Origin of the sequence: Schaalia odontolytica, from assembly GCF_002847525.1 — a bacterium.
Lineage (GTDB): Bacteria > Actinomycetota > Actinomycetes > Actinomycetales > Actinomycetaceae > Pauljensenia > Pauljensenia odontolytica_B.
In genome coordinates this window covers 1-18,483 of record NZ_PKKM01000018.1, presented here as the reverse complement: position 1 = coordinate 18,483, position 18,483 = coordinate 1, and the positions used below count along the sequence as shown (strand labels likewise).

General features: G+C 64.5%; 23 protein-coding genes. 13 read left to right on the top strand and 10 right to left on the bottom strand.

The features are described 5' to 3' along the window. Window positions 1–34 precede the first annotated feature (34 nt). The 9 genes from CYJ22_RS09735 to CYJ22_RS09700 form a co-directional block, all read right to left on the bottom strand. Window positions 35–553, bottom strand: coding sequence for a GNAT family N-acetyltransferase (locus CYJ22_RS09735; protein ID WP_101602468.1), 519 nt, complete (start codon window positions 551–553; stop codon window positions 35–37). Further along, window positions 553–861: a DUF1778 domain-containing protein gene (locus CYJ22_RS09730; RefSeq protein WP_007587511.1), complete on the bottom strand. Its 309-nt coding sequence runs from the start codon at window positions 859–861 to the stop codon at window positions 553–555. The genes CYJ22_RS09735 and CYJ22_RS09730 overlap by 1 nt, the downstream gene beginning before the upstream one ends. Window positions 862–1,334: 473 nt before the next feature. After that, the gene (locus tag CYJ22_RS09725) at window positions 1,335–2,114 is read right to left on the bottom strand and encodes an amino acid ABC transporter ATP-binding protein (RefSeq protein WP_101602467.1); all 780 of its coding nucleotides are present in this window, start codon (window positions 2,112–2,114) and stop codon (window positions 1,335–1,337) included. After that, window positions 2,114–2,986 carry an amino acid ABC transporter permease gene (locus CYJ22_RS09720; RefSeq protein ID WP_007587517.1) on the bottom strand — a complete coding sequence of 291 codons (873 nt, stop codon included), beginning with the start codon at window positions 2,984–2,986 and terminating at the stop codon, window positions 2,114–2,116. The genes CYJ22_RS09725 and CYJ22_RS09720 overlap by 1 nt, the downstream gene beginning before the upstream one ends. Window positions 2,987–2,999: 13 nt before the next feature. Next, on the bottom strand, window positions 3,000–3,863 hold the full coding sequence (locus CYJ22_RS09715) for an ABC transporter substrate-binding protein (protein ID WP_101602466.1): 864 nt from the start codon (window positions 3,861–3,863) through the stop codon (window positions 3,000–3,002). A gap of 232 nt (window positions 3,864–4,095) precedes the next feature. Further along, window positions 4,096–4,248, bottom strand: a complete 153-nt coding sequence (locus tag CYJ22_RS10215) for a hypothetical protein (RefSeq protein ID WP_003797040.1) — start codon at window positions 4,246–4,248, stop codon at window positions 4,096–4,098. A 144-nt stretch (window positions 4,249–4,392) separates the two neighbouring features. Further along, complete coding sequence (locus CYJ22_RS09710; protein WP_101602465.1) at window positions 4,393–4,842, bottom strand: cupin domain-containing protein; 450 nt, start codon at window positions 4,840–4,842, stop codon at window positions 4,393–4,395. Between the two features lie 53 nt (window positions 4,843–4,895). Continuing rightward, entirely contained in the window at window positions 4,896–6,188 is a 1,293-nt protein-coding gene (locus CYJ22_RS09705) for an amidohydrolase family protein (RefSeq protein ID WP_101602464.1), read from the bottom strand. 83 nt (window positions 6,189–6,271) lie between these two features. Further along, on the bottom strand, window positions 6,272–7,738 hold the full coding sequence (locus CYJ22_RS09700) for an adenosylhomocysteinase (RefSeq protein ID WP_101602463.1): 1,467 nt from the start codon (window positions 7,736–7,738) through the stop codon (window positions 6,272–6,274). Between the two features lie 104 nt (window positions 7,739–7,842). Here CYJ22_RS09700 and CYJ22_RS09695 point away from each other — a divergent pair, with 104 nt between their 5' ends. Together CYJ22_RS09695 and CYJ22_RS09690 are read left to right on the top strand one after the other, a co-directional pair. Next, window positions 7,843–8,568 (top strand): ABC transporter ATP-binding protein, encoded by a 726-nt coding sequence (locus CYJ22_RS09695; protein WP_101602462.1) that lies wholly within the window; start codon window positions 7,843–7,845, stop codon window positions 8,566–8,568. Then, complete coding sequence (locus tag CYJ22_RS09690; RefSeq protein WP_101602461.1) at window positions 8,565–9,932, top strand: ABC transporter permease; 1,368 nt, start codon at window positions 8,565–8,567, stop codon at window positions 9,930–9,932. The genes CYJ22_RS09695 and CYJ22_RS09690 overlap by 4 nt, the downstream gene beginning before the upstream one ends. Window positions 9,933–10,044: 112 nt before the next feature. Here the strand turns inward: CYJ22_RS09690 and CYJ22_RS09685 are convergent, their stop codons facing one another. Continuing rightward, window positions 10,045–10,323, bottom strand: a complete 279-nt coding sequence (locus CYJ22_RS09685; protein ID WP_101602472.1) for a hypothetical protein — start codon at window positions 10,321–10,323, stop codon at window positions 10,045–10,047. A gap of 220 nt (window positions 10,324–10,543) precedes the next feature. On the opposite strand from CYJ22_RS09685, the gene CYJ22_RS09680 reads away from it, so the two are divergent. The 11 genes from CYJ22_RS09680 (at window position 10,544) to CYJ22_RS09625 (ending at window position 18,359) form a co-directional block, all read left to right on the top strand. Continuing rightward, window positions 10,544–10,825 (top strand): hypothetical protein, encoded by a 282-nt coding sequence (locus CYJ22_RS09680; RefSeq protein WP_101602460.1) that lies wholly within the window; start codon window positions 10,544–10,546, stop codon window positions 10,823–10,825. A 708-nt stretch (window positions 10,826–11,533) separates the two neighbouring features. Further along, window positions 11,534–11,971: a hypothetical protein gene (locus CYJ22_RS09670; RefSeq protein ID WP_101602458.1), complete on the top strand. Its 438-nt coding sequence runs from the start codon at window positions 11,534–11,536 to the stop codon at window positions 11,969–11,971. A 91-nt stretch (window positions 11,972–12,062) separates the two neighbouring features. Then, entirely contained in the window at window positions 12,063–12,926 is an 864-nt protein-coding gene (locus CYJ22_RS09665; protein ID WP_101602457.1) for an HAD-IIB family hydrolase, read from the top strand. 125 nt (window positions 12,927–13,051) lie between these two features. After that, complete coding sequence (locus tag CYJ22_RS09660) at window positions 13,052–13,603, top strand: hypothetical protein (RefSeq protein ID WP_101602456.1); 552 nt, start codon at window positions 13,052–13,054, stop codon at window positions 13,601–13,603. 132 nt (window positions 13,604–13,735) lie between these two features. Then, window positions 13,736–14,485 (top strand): hypothetical protein, encoded by a 750-nt coding sequence (locus CYJ22_RS09655; protein WP_243390503.1) that lies wholly within the window; start codon window positions 13,736–13,738, stop codon window positions 14,483–14,485. A gap of 234 nt (window positions 14,486–14,719) precedes the next feature. After that, the gene (locus CYJ22_RS09650) at window positions 14,720–15,220 is read left to right on the top strand and encodes a hypothetical protein (protein ID WP_101602454.1); all 501 of its coding nucleotides are present in this window, start codon (window positions 14,720–14,722) and stop codon (window positions 15,218–15,220) included. Window positions 15,221–15,386: 166 nt separating this feature from the next. Beyond that, on the top strand, window positions 15,387–15,689 hold the full coding sequence (locus tag CYJ22_RS09645; protein WP_101602453.1) for a cell division protein FtsW: 303 nt from the start codon (window positions 15,387–15,389) through the stop codon (window positions 15,687–15,689). A 28-nt stretch (window positions 15,690–15,717) separates the two neighbouring features. Then, window positions 15,718–16,530 (top strand): hypothetical protein, encoded by an 813-nt coding sequence (locus CYJ22_RS09640; RefSeq protein WP_007588557.1) that lies wholly within the window; start codon window positions 15,718–15,720, stop codon window positions 16,528–16,530. 191 nt (window positions 16,531–16,721) lie between these two features. Further along, a complete protein-coding gene (locus CYJ22_RS09635; RefSeq protein ID WP_133124167.1) occupies window positions 16,722–17,276 on the top strand; it encodes a hypothetical protein in 555 nt (184 codons plus the stop codon). A gap of 36 nt (window positions 17,277–17,312) precedes the next feature. Next, window positions 17,313–17,765 (top strand): hypothetical protein, encoded by a 453-nt coding sequence (locus tag CYJ22_RS09630; RefSeq protein ID WP_101602451.1) that lies wholly within the window; start codon window positions 17,313–17,315, stop codon window positions 17,763–17,765. Between the two features lie 126 nt (window positions 17,766–17,891). Continuing rightward, window positions 17,892–18,359, top strand: coding sequence for an iron transporter (locus CYJ22_RS09625; RefSeq protein ID WP_101602450.1), 468 nt, complete (start codon window positions 17,892–17,894; stop codon window positions 18,357–18,359). Window positions 18,360–18,483 lie beyond the last annotated feature (124 nt).

The window sequence follows — 18,483 nt, the reverse complement described above, 5'->3', positions numbered from 1 at the left end:
TGTGCGTTGTGTTGAGGCCGTTCGGTGCTGGATGCTACAGAGTATCGATAAACTCCCGCAGGCCGCGCAGTGGCAACACCAGGTGGTTCTCCGCTCCCGGGCAGGGAACAAAGTGTGAGGACTGGCTGAGGTAGAACTCGCGCGCCTGGTCGTTGGCACAGTGGACCAGGAGGGCAGCGAATCCCACCTCATTGCTGAGCTTGTAGGCTCGCAAGAGTGCGTCTTTGAGGAGAGCTGCGCCTATGCCTCGTCCCTGCACGCGCTGATCGACGGCGAGTCGCGCGAGGAGGAGAACTGGGCATGGCTCCGGGCGTTGGCCAGGTTTGAGGGCATCTGGGAGTGTGCTGCGCTGCACTGCCCCCATCGATAGGGCGTAGAAACCAAGTGTCTCTGGTTCCTGCGTTGTGACGAAGACGTGCGCGTTTCCGGCTCGGTGGTTCTGCCACGCAAATCGGTGGAACCAATCGTCGATCTCAGTGTTGCCCGATTGGAAGTGTGACCGGTTGTCCCTCCGCTCGAGAGGCCGCGGCTCTTGCAGGACTGATACGTACATCAGTTCTCGGAGGTGCTTGGTGTGTTCAGGTCGATGTGAGTGCCGAAGGGCGAGGGGCGATCAAAGAGTTTGCGCAGCTTGGGATCGTCCGTCGGCGAGGCCGCAAGGATTTCTTCGAAGCGGGCGTGGTCCTCGTCGTTCAGAATGAAGAAGCGCTGGTCGGCGAGACGTCGCTCTGCCTCCAATGTGGCTGCGGAGAGGACGAAATCGCTGATGCTGCGAGATGTGTATGTGGCTGCGCTGCGAATGAGAGTGTTCTGTTCCTCGGTGAGGCGTAGTTCCAGACGCTGTGTCTTTGCAGTGCTCATATCAATTCCTCTTTCGCTCGTACGGACATTATCCGTACGTATAGATACCTTAGCATTTGCGGTGCGAGTGAGCTAGCTCTTTCCCCTGAAAGGATCCATGCCGGAATGGATGGGTAATTAGGGTGCTCGCCGACGCGCGCGCGAGCAGTTTGCGCTCCCGGGATTGCTCAAAACGCAGACCACTTCACCCGAAACAGCTCTTTTTCACCGTATTTTGCAGAGGTGGTCTGCGTTTTGGGCGCCACCCCCTTCAGGCAGGCCCCTCGACGGGGGGAATTGCGCCATGCAGGGGTGCGACACGCCGGCGACACGCCGACGCAGCGCCTCGCATGGCGCAAAACCCCCATGCCACCCCGGTGTAGGGCGCCGCAGCCTCCCATAGCGAGGCTCAGGCGCCAAGGGACAGCGGCTGAAACAACCCAAAGGGGGGTGGCCAACGATGAGTTGGCCACCCCCCTCCGGTTTCCCGTGTCTCAGTGCAGAATGCGCGCCAGGAAGTCCCTGGTGGCCTGCTCGCGCGGGTTGTCGATGACCTGCTCGGGCGGGCCCTGCTCGACGATCTGGCCATTCCGCAGGAACACAACGCGGTCGGCCGCCTGGCGGGCGAAGCTGATTTCGTGCGTCGCCATGAGGATGGTCGAGCCCTGTTCCTTGATCTCGCGAACGAGGTCGAGGACCTCGCCGACGAGCACCGGGTCCAGCGCCGCCGTGATCTCGTCCAGCAGGAGCAGCTCCGGGTTCGTGGCGAGCGCGCGTGCGATGGCGACGCGCTGCTGCTGGCCACCCGACAGGCGATCCGGGTACTCCTTCGCCTTGTCCTTCAAGCCGATGCGGTCCAACAGCTCCATGCCGCGCTTGCGTGCGCGGTCCTTCTCCCAGCCGTGCACCTTGCGGGCCGCGAGCGTCACGTTGTCCAGCACCGACATGTGCGGGAACAGGTTGTAGTGCTGGAACACGACGCCAATGCGCGCGCGGATCTGATCCGCGTTCGCGCGCGGGTCCGTGATGTCCTCGCCGGCCAAAAAGATCTGGCCGTCGTCGACCCGCTCCAGCAGGTTCGCGCAGCGCAGCAGCGTCGACTTGCCCGAGCCCGACGCGCCCAGGAGGACCACGACCTCGTGCGCAGCGACGTCCAGGTCCAGGCCGCGCAGGACGACGTTGTCGCCGAAGCGTTTGACGACGCCGACGGCGCGCAGAACCGGGGTGGTGTTGTCCGAGGTGGGGGAGGCCTCGTAATTCGTGGGGACCGACATCAGACGGTGCCTCCCATCTGCTCGCGCTTACGCAGTCGGGCCGTGTACCAGTCCGACAGGCGAATGAAGGGGAACGACAAGATGATGAACAGCAGGCCGGCGACGACGTAGGACGTCATGTTGTAGGTCTTGGCCTGGACCATCTGCGCCGAACGGATCGCGTCGACCGCGCCCAGGACCGAGATCAGGCCGACGTCCTTCTGCATGGAAATGAAGTCGTTCATGAGGGCCGGCGTGACCTTGCGGATCGCCTGCGGCACGATGATCATGCGCAGCGTCTGCCCGTGGGACAGGCCCAGCGAGCGGGCCGCGTAACGCTGGGAGGGGTGCACGGAGTCCAGGCCTGCGCGCAGCACCTCGGCGACGTACGAGGAGTACGTGAGGATCAGCGCGACCGTGCCCAGGAACGCGGTCGGGATACGCGTCGTCGGGTTGAGCGCGGGGATGCCGAAGCCGATCAGGTAGAGGACGACCAGGAAGGGGACGCCTCGGAAAATATCCGTGTACGCCGCCGCCAGGAAGCGGATCGGGAAAAACACGGGACCGGCCAGCGTGCGCGCGGCCGCCAGCAGAGTCGCGAAGACGGCGACGCCCAGCACCGAGATCAGCAGGATGCGGATGTTCAGCCACAGGCCGGAAAGCACCTGGGGGAAGGCTTCGACGAAGTACTTGCCGTTGAAGAAGGTGTTGCGGGTGGCCTCCCACCCGTCGGAGTTGACGACCACGGTGATGAGGACTCCCGCGACCACAATCGTGGAAGCCAGGGAGATGAGAATCGACCGGACCGTCTGCTTGCGCCGATAAGCGCGACGGCCACGCTCCACCGCCGAAACGGTGAGCGTGGCCGCCGCGTCACTTGAGTAGTCACTCATGAGTGTGGGAGCCTCACTTGAGGGTGGGCACGTTCTGTGCCTCGTTCAGCCACTTTTCCTGCAGCTCGGCGAGCTTGCCGGATGAGGCCAGACGATCGACGGCGGCGGAGACCGTGGGGGTCAGCTTGGAGCCCTTGGGCAGGACGATGCCGTATTCCTCGCCGCCCGTCGTGTCGTCGAACTGGCCGATGATGACGCCGTCATCGATCTGCGCGGAGACCATGTAGAACGCGGTCGGCAGGTCGACGACGATCGCGTCCACGCGGCCCGTCTGCAGGGCCAGGACCGTGTCGTCGGAGGAGTTGAACATCTGCAGCTTCTGGGTGAGTCCGGGCTCGAGGTGATCGGAAGCGAACTGCTGCGAGGTGGTGCCCGCCTGGACGCCGATGAGGACGTCCTTGAGGTCAGCGATGGACTTCGCGTCGGCGGCCGGGGTGCCAGCCTTGGTGATGATCGCCGAGGTGGTCGTGTAGTACGGGGACGTGAAGTCGACGGCGTTCTTACGCTCGTCGGTGATGGAGAACTGCTGAATGTTCAGGTCCCAGTCCTTGGCGCCGGGGGTGATCGACGCGTCGAAGGTGGCGCGCACCCACTGGACGTTGTCGGCGGTGTAGCCGAGTTCCTCGGCCAGGGCGTAGATGACGGCGGACTCGTAGCCTTCGCCCGAGGCCGGGTCGTTGTCCAGGATCCACGGCGAGTAGGCGGGATCGGAGGTGGCGACGGTGAGCTTGCCTTCCGTCACGGTCGGCAGGGCGCCGGGGCCGTAGGTCTGCTCGGCGTCGGCGGAAGAAGAGGAGCTCGTGCCGCCCGTGCAGGCGGCCAGGCCGAGGGCCGCGATGGCGGCAACGGCAGCGAGGGAACGGACAGAGCGGCGCATGGGGCCTCCCGGTGACGTGGGGGATTCCGCCTTGTGGGCGGGTCTGACTCGATGAGCGTATAGGCGCGCCGCACAATGCGCTGGCGTCATTTCGATGCACGAAACAATGGAACGAGGCCTGGGCTGGGGAAACGTTGGAATCGTTGGGGTTTCGCGGGGGTGGGGGATGGGACACAGTGCCGCGTGGGTATGCGAAAGGGCCGGGCCATGCCGGCCCGGCCCTCCCGTCAGATCACTTCTGGAACTTGTCCTTCAGATCGGAGACGACCTCGGTCGCCTTGTCCTTGGCAGCCTCGACGGCCTTCTCGACGTTCTCCTCGCCGAAGGTTTCCTTAGCCTTCTCGAGACCCTCTTCAGCCTGCTTCTTCAGATCTTCCAGACCCATGTTTCCTCCTTGGAACGAGCCGCCCGTATTGGTCGAGCGGATGGTCTCACCCTATGCCCGAACCGGGGTGCTCGCGCGTTCAAGGCCTCCCGTGATGCGATCGTTCCCTGTGCGTTCGAGGCGTGGGACAGTGTGCCGTCGGGCTTAGGCCCCCTCGGCGAGCTTCCAGTCGTCGAAGGTGAACTCGGGGGAGACGACGCAGGTGGCCAGCGCGTAGTCGCCGCGGGCGAAGGTGCGCTGCCAGGTGCCGGCGGGTACGAGGATCTGCACGGGGTTGCTCGCATCGGAGGCCTCGGTGCCCGCCGGAGAGCCCAGCGTGACGATGCGCGGGTCGGCCTCGGGTGCGTCGCCACTGCCTCCCAGGTGCACCTCGAGGGCGCCGGGCCCCGACCAGATCCACAGTTCGTCGGAGTGGACGAGGTGCCAGCGGGCCTCCTCGTCGCGGTCGAGGAGGAAGATGATCGCGGAGGCACTGTGGCGGCTCCCGCGCGGAGTGTCCACCTGCGCGGGCGCGGTCCACGTGCGGCGGTAGTGGCCGCCCTCGGGGTGGGGCGCGAGGCCCATGGCGTCAATCAGCGGGGACACGTCGGTCATGCGAAGCTCCAAATGAAGGGAAAGGGAGGCTGAGCGAAAGAGAAACGACAGGGTCAGTGCGAGGCCGAGTAGCGCACGCGCCCGGACACGATGGTTTCGACGACGCGACCGGCGCCGTGGCGGGCGACGGTGTCGATGGTCTCCACGATCGAGGTCACGGGTACGTCGACGATGCACATGTCGGCGACCGCGCCCGACTGGAGCTGACCGAGGCGGTCGGGGCCGGTCGCCAGGCCCATCGCTGTGGCGCCGCCCAGGGTCGCGGCCTGCAGGAGGCGGCGCGCCAGGTCCTGGTCCTCGTAGCCTTGGGATCGCGCCAGGTCGAAGAGGAGGGCGACGTCCTCGAGCAGGTCGAGGGACGGGGAGGAGGACAGGGAGTCCGTGCCCACCGCGATCATGTTGCCCTCGGCGAGGTAGGCGCCGACGGGCGGCGCGTCCAGGCCGATCACACGGTTCGAGCGCGGGCACAGCGCCACGGCCGTCTGGCGGGCGCGCAGTCGCCTGCGGTCGTCGGCGCGCATGTACACGCCGTGGGCGACGTGGCAGTCGGGTCCGAGGACGCCCAGCTGATCGACGAACTGCGTCGAGGAGAAGCCGCCGCCGCGCGAGCGCATCGCCGTGAACGACGAGGAGTGCTCGCTCTTCCACAGGTCGGCCAGGGCGGTCGTGCGCGTTTCGGACCATTCGGCCTCGGAGTGGGACTCACCCAGGTGGATGTGGATGCGCATGCCGCGACGCCTGGCCATGTCCGGCAGATCCAGCAGCGGCTCAGCGTCGAGGGAGTAGGGGGCGTGCGGGGAGATACCCACGGCCGGAGGGGTCGGCATCGCATCGAGGGATGCGGAGACCTCGCGTTCACCGCGGGCACGCCACTCGTCGTTCGACCAGCTCATGACCTCCCAGTAGGCGACGCCGTGCAGGCCCGCGTCGTGCAGGGCCGAGGCCGCGGCGGCGTCCGTCACCACGTCGGCGGCGGCGGTCGTGCCGCTTTCCAGGAGTAGGCGTGCGCCCGCGGCCGCGTCGCCTCCCCAGTCCAGGCCGCCCGCGTCGTAGACCTCGTCGAAGGCGCATGCCCAGTCGTCGAAACCTCGGTACTGCCCCGCGCCCACGGACGCCATGCCCGTGTACTGCAGGTGCGTGTGCGCATTGACGAGGCCGGGGAGCAGCACGCCGTCAAAGTGGCGTTCGGTGAAGGAAAGGCCGCGCTGCGTGAGCGTTTCGACGACCCAGTCGCGCGCCCCCACGTGCTCGATGCGCCCGTCGCGCACGGCAACAGCGCCGTCGAGGATCGAGGGGGCGGTGATCGGGATGACCATGCCGGCGGACCAGACGACCACGTCGCTCATGGGGGACCTTTCAGTGGGGGACGCTGACTAACAGTGTAGAAGTGGGGTGGGTGCGCCCGCCCGCCGGTGGACGTGACCTGCGACTACGACAGAGACAGGGCGCCCAGCGCTGCTGCGGCCACCGCGTCGTCCGCCTCGCGCGGCAGGTCGTGCAGGCCGGGGGATAGCTCGCCTTCGCGGGTGAGGAGCTCGCGCAGGGATGCCAGCTGCACGCCGAAGCTCATGTCCATGATCTCGATGGGGTTTCCCTCGCCCGCCGTGTAGTTGATGCCCTCCCCGCGCTCAAGGATGCGTAGCGTCTTGCCGGAGGGGCTGGTCAGGGTCTGCACGTGGGGATCGCCCGACTCGGCCATGACCCAGGAGGCGGCCACGGCCTCGTCGATGGATACCTCCCCGTCGACGCCGCCGGCGACCGTGACGATCGCGCCGCCCGGCGCAGCCTCCAGCGCGCTCAGTGGGATTGTCGCCCGCTCGCCCGTCGCGGAAATCAGCATGCCGGCGCTCGCCGTGGCCTCTTCCAGCGAGGCCACGGCGAACCCATCCATCGACGCCTGCAGGGCGCGCACGGGGTCCAGCTCGACGACGGTCACGCGTGCGCCGAGCGCCGCGCCGAAGCGTGCGCAGCCGCGACCCACGTCGCCGTAGCCGATGACGACGACGCTCATCCCCGCCACGGGCGCACCGACGCCGCGCGGGTCGATCAGATCGAGGATCGTCGTCCAGCACGACTGACCCGTCCCGTAGGCGTTGTCGAACAGGGTCTTCGACCGCGCATCGTTCGAGGCCAGGACCGGAATGCGCAGATCGAAAGAACGCAGGGGGCGCAGCCCCGAGGTGGTCTCCTCCGCAGCGCCGACCAGCGCGTCCAGGACGCCCGGGCAGGCCTCCGTGTCGTGCGCCAGACGGATCAGGTGGGAGCCGTCATCCAGCAGGAATTCGCTGCGCTGGGCCAAAAACTCGCGCGCGAGCTCCCACTCGCGCTCGCGGGAGGCGCTCGAGTCCGCGAAGACGGGGATGCCGGCCTCGCGCAGGCGGGCAGCGACATCCTCGCGGGTCTCGGATGCCCAGCCGAAGACGCTCACGCGTGCTCCCGCCTCGGAGAGCATGAGAGCCAGTGCCGCCGTTTTTGGCTCCAGGACGAGGGACAGCCCCACGCTTCGGCCCGCCACCAGGGGCGCCAGGGCGCGTGCCGCCGCCTCGGTGACCGGCATGTGGGTGCGCGCCCACTCGATGCGCCCCTCGTCGCCGGGGCCCGTGATGGTGCGCCCGTCGGGGGCGATGACGGCATGGAACGTGCCTCCGGGCGCCAGGACCGTGATCGCTCCGGGCTTAGGGGCCGCGTCCTCCTCGAGCGCGAACACGACCGGGGACGAGGCCGGGGTTCCCTCGGCCTCGGCAATCGGGCGCACGTGGGCGCCGAACGAGCGAAGCAGGGCGGCCAGCGTCGGGTCGTCCGTCGCGAAGGAACGCCCCGCGATGAGCATGTTCGTGGCCCGCGCGTAGGCGCGTAGCAGCAGCTGGGCGGCGAGGGGGTCCAGGGCGCGGTTCATGCGTCAAACGTAGCAACTGCAGCGTCGATGTCCGGGATGAGCCAGGGGGCGACCAGGGCAGACCCTCATAGAATCGCGCGGGGCTGCGGGACTATCGTTCAAACATGACACACGACACGGCGGGCCTGGTGACCCGAGCACTGACGAAGACATATATGCGCGGGAATACTCCCGTCCACGCCCTGGCAGGCGTCGACCTGACGCTCCCGCAGGGCACACAGGTGGCGATCATGGGCCCCTCGGGCTCCGGTAAGACGACGCTCCTGCACTGCCTGGCGGGCGTGCTGCGCCCCAGCTCCGGATCGATCACGCTCGATGGCGAAGAGATGACGAGCATGTCGGAGCGGGTGCTCTCCAACCTGCGCCTGCGCCGCTTCGGCTTCGTGTTCCAGGATGGCCAGCTCCTGCCCGAGCTGCCCACGGAAGAGAACATTGCGATGCCCCTCATGCTCGCGGGAACGTCGAAATCGCAGGCGATCGCTCGCGCACGCGAGATCCTGACGAACCTCGGCCTCGACGGTGCCGGCCCCTACCGACCCGGCCAGCTCTCGGGTGGTCAGGCCCAGCGTGTCGCGATCGGCCGCGCGCTCGCTACCAATCCCTCGGTGATCTTCGCGGATGAGCCAACCGGCGCCCTCGACCAGGCGACCGGCGGCGAGGTCATGTCCCTTCTGACGAGCGCCTGCGCTTCCACGGGTGCCTCCCTCGTCCTCGTCACCCACGACCCCGCCGTCGCAGCGCGCCTGCCGCACACGATCCACGTGCGCGACGGTCGCATTTCCCTCGAGGCCCGAGGCAGTGGAACCCCCAACCAGGGGGTGGCCCGATGAGCGCCGTGCGCACAGCCGCCGGGGCGCTCCTGCGGTCGCGCGACCGGGCGACGAGTGTCCTGACGGTTGCGGCTTTTGCCCTGCCGCACGCGTTCCTGCTCGCGGTCACGGGCGGCGTCATGGCCTTCGGGGCGAGGGCCGCCGTGGCTGCCACGTCAGCCACAGGTGATGATCCGTCAAGCCTCGACGGGATGGCGTCCTTCTACGTGATGCTTGCGTACTTCGCGGCCACCCTGCTGATTGTTCCCATCATCTCGATGGGGGCGGCGGCCGCGCGCCTGGGCATGAGCAGGCGCGAGCGCGACCTCGCGGTCCTGCGCCTCGTCGGCCTCGCGCCGGGAAAGACGAAGCTAGCCTGCATCCTCGAAACCTGCGTGTTTGCGGCCGTCGGCGTCATTGTCGGCTCGATCCTGTACGCCGTGACGCTGCCCGCGTGGGGCGCCCTGTCCTTCCAGGGCCGCCCGATGGGGGTCGGCGAGATGTGGGTGGGGGTCGTGGCCCTCCTCGTCGAGGGGCTCGCCATGATTCTCCTCGCGGCCCTGTCCTCGTGGCTGGCCATGCGCAAGGTCGCAATCACGCCCCTGGGTGTCGCGCGCCGCATGCAGGCGGGCCGCGTGAGCGCGGTCGGCCCCGTCATCGGCCTGGTCCTCCTCGTGGTGTGGCTGAGCGTTGGTACCCTCGCGATGAACCTGGGAACCGCGATCGGCATGGCCGTCTTTTTGGGGTTCATGGGTGCGATCTTCCTCATCGTCAACCTGGTGGGCGTGTGGTCGATCAGCCTCATGGGCCGCATCATGGCGCGGGTCTCGCGCAGCCCTCAGATGATGGTGGCCGGGCGTCGCATGGCCGACGATCCGCGCGCCGTGTGGCGTTCCTTCGGGGCGGTGGCCCTCGTCGGCTTCCTCGTGGGCATCATGTACCCGGCGAGTGATGCGATCTCGATGAGTGGGGACAGGACCGATGAGGTCGCGCTCATCGTCGTCGGCGACATTAACAGGGGCATGCTGCTCACCTTCGCTATCACCCTCGTGCTGGGCGCTGTGTCGACCGCGGTCAACCAGTCGATCCGCGTCCTCGACTCCGCCGACCAGGTGCGCGCCCTGTCCTACATGGGGTCGCCGCGCGGCTTCATGGATCGCAGCCGTCGCCTCGAGGTCGCGATTCCCGCGTTCGTCATGATCGTCGGCTCGATGCTGCTCGGCATGGTGTTCATGTCGCCGATGCTTGCGGCGGGTGCGGGAAAGGGTGTCCTCATTGCGCTTGCCTCGGCGCTTGTGGGCGTCATTCTCATCGTCGTCGCCTCCGAGGCGACCGTCCCGCTGCGCCGCCGCATCCTCGCGGGCGTGCGCGAGGGGCGGGAGTAGAGCGCTCGTCGCCAGTCGCGTGGGTCCGAGCTACGGGGGAATGTAAAACCGTCGGGGCGTGAGTGTATGGAGAAGGGGGGCGAACCTCTCGGTTCGCCCCCCTTCTGGTGACTCACTTCTCGAGCTCGTCCTTGACGTCCTCGACCTTGTCCTTGGCGTCTTCGGCGATCTCCGCTGCCTTGTCCTTGGCGTCTTCGGCGGCCTCCGCTGCCTTGTCCTTGGCGTCTTCGGCGGCCTCCGCTGCCTTGTCCTTGGCGTCTTCTGCCTTGTCCTTGGCGTCGCCAGCGAGCTCGGCGAGCTTGTCCTTGGCTTCTTCAGCCTTCTCCTTGGCCGCGTCAACGACCTTCTCGAAGCCTTCTTCATCCTTCTTGGCCAGATCTTCCAGACTCATGATTCTCTCCTCAACGTAGGGTCGTTCGATGCTGTGAACGAACATGACCAGCCTAACGCATAGCGTGATAGGCAGCTCATTTTGTAAGGGGGTGCAAGCCGTTTGTTGGTTTGCGGCTCCGATCAAATTGTTTGAAATGAAAGAAATCAAATGCATGTGATGCACGCCTCATGGGTGCTAGGATTGCGCCATTCACACCGCAATAGTCGATGGAGACATCGTGTACCGCTCGCCTTCCCAGTACTCGCACGCGGAGGGGGTCGGTGGGGCTGCGCGAGGAGCGCAGGTCACCAGGCCAGCCACGCGTCGCCGGCGCCCCGCGCCGCCCTCATACCCGCCCGCCGTGCGCCCACAGATGCGAGCGGCTCTCGATGAGGAAATCTTCTCCCTGTCGGCCTCGACGAGATGCCCACTGTCCATGGGGGCCAGTCGCTTCTCGCGCATCGGTGCTTTCGTGGTCGCGATGCTGCTTGCCGCGGCCGTTGCGCTTTGGTGGTTCTAGTTAGATTCATTCACATTGCGAACGAGGAGGTTTGATGATGGATGAAAAAGACCAACATGTGATGCCTGCCGGGGTGGCGACCACCGGTCTCACGCAAGTGGGGTGCCTCGTGGTGTGTTGCCTAATCCTGCTTGGCCGCAACAGGCAATGGTGTTGCAACCACCGCCGACACAACCTCTTCCAAAGAAGCCGTGGGTTCCCAAAATTTGGATCATCTTTGCTGTCATTGGCTTGCTCCTTCTTCTTGCTCCGAGCGTCATGACATTCCTGATTAGTTTAGAGCCTGGAGATCACTCGGATAACGGCGATGGTTCGTATTGGCTTCCGGGTCTTCTCCTCATCCCATGCATGCTTTTTGGTCTGCCGGCGGTGTTTCTTGCATACTGCGTCGGAATTGCCGAGTGGGTTATGTGGGTGCAGGCAGCGCGTCGACAACATGCAGAGTCGGCGCGCATGTACGTCGTTCCCCCCGTGATCATGGTCATTGGCTACATTCTTGTGAGGCTGAGTATGTTTGCTATCGGTAGTCTCGACATATAGCGAAACGGTCCGATGCGGCGTGCGAACGTAGGTGCGTCGGTGCTTTCGTGGTCGCCGTGCTGGCCCTGGCTGCGGCTGCGCTATGGTGGTGGTTCTGAGCCGACCTTGGCGTTCTCCTGATTGGAACGGATGGGCGCGGTGGCGTCGGTTCTACGATCTGGAGGTTCCGTGTACTTAGTCGGCTTTCTTTTACTCGCTACCCCCGTCGTATTTGTTGCTTTGCTGGCGCTGGCTGTCGACGTCACGGCAGCAAAAAGTCGTGAAAGAAAGGCCGCCGATGAGGTAGCGCGGGCTAATCTAGCCGATGGATCTGCGGACAACGCGGGCGAGTTGATCCGCGAGAAACATCGCCGGGGTTCGAGCGTGGTGCGCGTCTGCGTCATCCTGGGTTTCGTCCTCACCGGAAGTATGTTGTACCTGCCGCCGTTGGCCTGGCTTGCCAGCTTTTTTGATCCGGACGGTAACCCGCCCGCAGTCGCCATAAACTTGGCCTTCCTCTCCGCGCTGCTCTTCGTCGCCCCGTTCGGCATGCTTGCGTTCCTGTGCGCCCTCCTCGTGCGCCTCTTCGAGAAGGGCACAGAGAGGGATCAGGAGCGCTCAGAATGACCATGCGCGTACCGCACGAGGTCACGTGAGGTTGCCCCGGCCTCGTCGTAGGTCGCAAGCACCCGTGCCTCCCGTCGGGCACAATGGACCCATGATGACCCCCACTGACCCCGCGCTTTACGCGGGCGCCGACCTGCGCCTGGCCGCCGTCGACATGGATGGCACCCTCCTGGACGATGACAAGAACTTTCCGCCCGGTATGGACGAGCTGCTCGACCAGATGGACGCGCGCGGCGTCACCTTCGCGCCCGCGTCCGGCCGTCAGGTGTGGACCCTCATCGACATGTTCCCCGGGCGCCCCGGCATGACCGTCATTGGCGAGAACGGCGGAATCGTCATGCGCGATGGCGTCGAGGTCTCCTCCAGCCCCCTCGATGCCCCCACCATGCGCGAGGCCGTTCGCCTCGTGCGTGAAGCCACCTCGGGTCCGGACGGGATCGACGGTGGCCTGGTCATGTGCGGCAAGCAATTCGCCTACGTCGAGCGCACCGACGACCGCTTCGTCGACGGCGTTCTGCCCTACTATCACCGCACGAAGCGCATCGACGACCAGATCGCCATCATCGACGCGATCGAGGCCGGCGAGATCGATGACGCGATCGTCAAGCTCGCTGTCTACGTCATCGGGCCGGTCCAGGCGCTCGCGGAGGCGACGCTCGCGCGATTCGCCGACACGCACCAGTACGCGGTGTCGGGTGCGAACTGGGCGGATCTGCAGATCCGAGGCGTCGACAAGGGGAGCGCCGTGCGCGACCTGCAGCGCTTCCTCGGTGTGGATCGCTCTCAGACCGCCGTATTCGGCGACGCCGGTAACGACCTGTCCATGATGAGCGAGGGCGACCTGTCCTTCGCCATGGCCAACGCCTCGCAGGATGTCATCGAGGCCTCGCGTTTCGTCGCCCCCTCCAACAACGAGGCTGGGGTCGCCCAGGTGCTGCACACTCTCCTTGGGTGAGTGCTTTTTGCATGGGGGTTGTCTTGTCGTTAGTCTCCATTCTTGAAAGACTTTTCGGCAAGGAGGGATGTGGGGGTTCTTCACAGTCTCGTTGTCGCATGTCGGTGCAATAAAGGAGGAATCTGATGAGCACGCCTTATCCTCAGCAGCCTGCGGGGCAGCCCGCGGTTCCCGCGCAGCCGGCGCAGCCCGCGCAGCCGGCATATCAGGGGGTTCCCCAGGCGGGAGCACCCGCGCAGCCGGCAGCTCCCGCGCAACCGGCGCCTCAGGGGGTGCCCCACATGGGCCCCGCGCAGCCAGCGCCCCAGGGATTTGCGCCGGGCTATGCGCCCGTGCCCCAGGGGCCTGTGAAAGTGCGGGTTAACTACCTCTCCCTCGTCTTCGGAATTGGTGTATGGGTGTTCATCGCGCTGTTAGTGCTGGACGCGTGGGTAGAGATGCACTCACCGGACGCTTCCGCGAGCGGGAATGATATTTTCGGCTTCTTTCCTCTTTTTGTGCTGGCCCTCGGCGGTCCGTTGAACCTCATCGGTATCATCGTCGCTTCCTCAAGGGCGAAGGAGAAGCCGGCGAAATGGAAGCTCAATAGGCTGGGAATTATCCTCAATGCGAGCCCGTACGTCATCTTTTTCGTTATCATGTTCGTCGGCCTGGCCGTGGCACCGTTTTTCTCGTAGGTCGTGAGCGCACGCCCAGTGATGGCGTGTGCTTGTGTCTGACGAGGCCGCCGCTGCGATCACTGGGAGGAGAATGCCGTGAACGACTGCAGCGTTCCCGCAGGTGGGCCTCGCGAACGTACGTTGCGCCGGATGTGCAGGCTGTCCCTGGCCTGCGCACTCGCGGGACTTGCCGTGATCATCGGGGGTTTCATCGTCCTGTCAGCCTCGGTTGTTGACGAGATGAGTGCAAGTGCTAACCTCGTCATACCCGGCGAGTTTGCGGTCATGAGCGACGGCGAGTTTGTCCGTTCCCTCCTGCCTGCAGCCGGCGTGGCGGGGATCGTTCATCTGGTGGGTGTCGTCGCCGGGCTGATGGGACGAACGCGCGCCGAGGATCGGAGGGAGCTCGCGCGCTGCGCGCTCGGAGTGGGTGCGAATGCCTTCTTTCTTGCCTGCGCCTGTATCACCCCCGTCGTTGGCTTGGTCCCCGATCCGCGGGCGCTCGTGCCCCTCCTCGTTGTGTGCGGCGCTGCGGTCCTGGCTGCGTGTGTGTCCCTATTCCGCGGCATGCGTGCCAGCGCGGGCGCGATATCGGTGGGCGCGGGAGCCGCGGGCATGCTGGCTATGGCCGGAGCGTTGCTTGTCGGCCTGTTCGCGATGCTCCACGAACTAGCTACGACGCCGGGGCGACCCTTCTTGCCCGAGTTGATTGTCGTGGCCGTCTGCATCTACATGTCCGTCCCGGCGGGCCTTATCCAGTTGACGGGCCTGATCGTGGGTATACGGGCGCGTCGGCACGCCGACAGCGAGGCCGAGCGGGCGCTTGCCGGGCGAGGAATAGTCCTGAACGTGCCCCTGTGCTGGTGCGTGCTTTTCCTCCCCCTGCTGGTTCTCATCTGAACCTGCCCGGCGCTTTGCTGGCGATGGCCGAGATATCGTCTTTTCATTGCAATATCAAGCCTGTCCTCGCCCGACGAGGCCGTCGCTGCGCACCCTCCTCGGGTGAGTGCGTTTTGCGTGGGGGTTGTCTTGTCGTTAGTCTCAATTCTTGAAAGATTTTTCGGCAAGGAGGGATGTGGGGGTTCTTCACAGTCTCGTTGCCGCATCATGTTGGTGCAATAGAGGAGGAATCTGATGAGCGTCCCTTATCCTCAGCAGCCTGCGGGGCAGCCTGCAGTTCCCGCGCAGCCGGCGCAGGCCGCGCAGCCTGTGCAGCAGGTTGTGCCCCAGGCGGGCGTGCCATATTCGCTGGCGCCCCAGCGCCAGGTCCCGGAAAAGATCAGTAGGGTGTCCTTCATTCTTGCGATCATCGGACTGGGTGTCCTGGTTCTGTCACTCCTGTACTGCGCCTATATCGTTTTCACTGCTGTGCACAGTGACCATCCCGAAGGCGGTGGCTTTGTATGGATCATTCCGTTCGTTGTATACATGTGCCTCCTGCCACCCATCAATCTTGCCGGTCTGATTGTTGGCTTCCTGAAGTTGGGGCCCTCGGTCTCTGGCCGACAGCGGATGTGGAGCCTGCTCGGTATCGGCCTGAATATTCTTCCCTGGGTGATCGCTGCAGCTCTTCTTGCCTGGATTAGCACGTCGAGCTTCCCCGGTGCTGCTGGCGCCGTGATGGCTCTCGGATGACTATTGTCTGCGAATAGCGCCCATTGAGTGGAGGAAGCAAATGAGTATGTCGTATCCACAGCAGCCTGTGGGGCAGCCCGAAGTTCCCGCGCAGCCTGCATATCAGGGGACTGCTCCGGGCTATGCGCCTGTGCCTCAAGGGCCCGTGGTTCAGAAGGTGAATCGAGTGTCGATCATCTTGGGTGTTGTCGGGTGGGCCCTCATTGTCCTGACGATACTGGCCATGTGGCTTGCTATCCGAGCCAGCGCATCCGACCCCGACCCGAGTGGCAAGGAAGCGATCGGATTCTTGCCGCTCTTTGCGCTGATGTTTATTGGCCCGGTGAACCTCGCCGGCGGTGTTATCGGGATTGTTGGGGCAGTGGGGAAGCCGAAGACGAGGAAGCTCAACTGGCTGGGAATCCTCCTGAACGCAAGCCCATACGTCGTCTTCACCGCCTTCATGATCGTTCTGATGCTGTTCATGTAGGTCACTGAAGCGTTGGACGGAGAAAACCATGAATGATCACAGCGGTCCCGCACCTGTGCCCAACAAGCGCATGTTGAGAATGATGAACAGGTTGTCCTTTGCCTGCGCACTCGCGGGACTTGCCGTGATCATCGGGGGTTTCATCGTCCTGTCGACCTCGTTTTTTGACGAGATGAACGCCGGCACTCACCCCGTCATCCCCGGGGACTCTGCGGTGATGAGCGACGATGAGTTCATCCGTTCTGTCCTGCCCGTAGCCTGCGCGGCGGGGATCATTCATCTGGCAGGTGTCATCGCCGGGTTCGTGGGGCGAAGGCACGCCGAGGATCGCGCGGAGCTCGGGCGCTGCGCGCTTGGAGTGGGAGCGAATGCCTTCTTCCTTGGCTGCGCCGGCATCATCCCTGCCGCGGGTCTTGCTGACAACCCGGTTGGCCCCGTTGTCCTCCTTGCTGTGTGTGGCGGTGCGGTCCTGTTCGCGTGTTTCTCCCTGTTCGAGCGCTTCTTTAGCAGCGCGGGCGCGAGATCCGTTGGGGTGGGAGTCGCAGGCTTGCTGGTGATGGGTGGAGCGTTGCTCGTCGGCCTGTTCGCGATGCTCGGCGGAATTACTTCGACGCCGGAGGACTCGTTCTTGCTCGGCATGTTTGTTGTGATCGCCTTCATCATCGTGTCCGTCCCGGTGGGCATCGCCCAGCTGACGGGCCTGATCATGGGAATACGGGCGCATCGACGCGCCGACAGTGAGGATGAGCAGGCACTCGCTACGTGGGGAATCGTCCTGAATGGAACCCTGTGCTTGTGTCTTCTGTTTCTTCCCCTGATGGTTCTTGGTTCAGTCGCGTAGGGCGCTTCTTCGACGAACGAGGCCGGGGTTGCCCAGGTGTTGCGCATGCTCCTCGGGTGCTATTTCCTTGCGCAGAGCCCCTCTCTCCGATAATCTCAATTCTTGAAATACTTTTTCGGAGGGAGAGTCATGACAGCTCCTGATACGGACAAGGAACTCGAGCAGCCGCGCGACGATATGCGAGGGTGCAGATGAGCGAGCAGCACCCGTTGATTGACGAGCCAGTGTCGGCACGAGACGAACGACGTGAAGGAATGATGATGACGACACCGTATCCGAATTACCCCGAACCGAACTCATACCCGGGGCAGGTGCCCCAGCCTCCTGCCGCCAATTACAACCAGGTGCCCCAGCCTGCTCCTTACGGACAGAATCCGGGTAAATCCCCAGGAAAAGCATCATTCGGTTGCGGTGTTGCCGGCCTTGTCGTCTTCGGAGTAGTCATCGTTATCGGGCTTGTCGCCTGGGTGCGTTTTGCGATGACGTCGACGGATTCCTTGGAAAGAGCGTTGGCACCGCTCGGTTTTATTTTCATCGTCGGCCTTGGATCCATCCCCGTTGGCTTGATTAACCTCATTGGAGCCATCCTTGGTGTCGCCGCGATGGATCAGGTCAGGACTCCCGAAGAAGGCAAATATGTCTCTCGTGCGCTTCGGCTGAATGCCATCCCGGTCGTTGTTGTCATGGCCGCGGTGCTTCTGTTCTTCCTGCTCTCGGTAGTGCTTTCATCCGCTTACGGTTTCTAAACTGCGCATCTCGTTGTCTAAGGAGTGTGATCCCCAATGAGTGAGGAACAAATGACGAGCATGGCTGGCGAGAATCTACTCGAGGCAGCCGCTCCGCCTCAGCCTGATGCTCCCGCCATCCAGGGGCAAGAAGTAAGACGCTGGTGGACCGGCCTCGGAGGGGCGCAGGCTACGTCCCTGATCCTGGGCGTTGGCGGGTGGATTCTCGTTCTCTTTATTGCCTTCGGAAGCCTCCGCGTGTCGATTCGCGAGCACACCACGGAGGAGGGCTACCTCGAAGTTTACGGCTTTGGGTACGCCATTGTATTTTTTCTTATCATTCTCGTCCTCAATGGTCTGCTGGGAATCCTCCTCGCGCTCATCGGCATGTTCACCACGAAAGAGCCGAGAGGGCGCTGGTGGAGCTTCTATGCAATCCTCGTACACGTGAGCCCGTGGCTTCTGTTCACAGCATGGGTGTGGCTGTCAATGCGGTTTGGGAGTTCGTGATCCCGCATTGGATACGTCGTTGTGCCCGGCTGAGGTGGTTGTCATGCTCGTCTCCCGCGGCTCGTCATCATTAAGGATTGTGACGGTTGCGCCCGCGGGCGCACGCCACTGTTGGAAGGACAGATTATGACAACCCCGAATCCAAGTGTTCCGGACCCGAACGTGTATCCCGCTTCGTCTCCTCAGCAGCCGTCCTACCAGTACCAGGGTGGCGTTTCTCCGCAGGGGATGCCGCAGCTGGGGATGCAACAGAACTGGGCGGCGCAGCCTGGGAACGGTGCCCCCGCACAGGCATATGCGCAGCCTGGGTACACGGGCTACGGCTACGCTCCGGCGGCCCCTGTGAAGCGTCGCACGTCGTACAAACTAGCGGGTATTTTGTCCGGAATCGGGGCACTGCTCGCCGTCTCTCCCTTCCTCGCCTGGTTCGTCATTGAGCTCATCCCGGGCAACCATGGAGACGGCGGAGACGGCTTGTACTGGCTCGCGGTCGGGATGATTTTCTACATTCTGCCGATCGGCCTCATCCTCATCGTTGCAGGCATCGTCGCCGCTATCGTCTCAGCAGTGATGAACTCTTCGTCGAGGAGCTGATCCCGAGAGGCGAGAAACCCCGCGTCGAGCACCAACCGTGAACTGCGCCCCGAAACTTGGACGCGTTTAATGGTAGCCGTTATGCGGCTTCCTGTAGGGCCTGATCCCGGTATTCTGCCGGGGT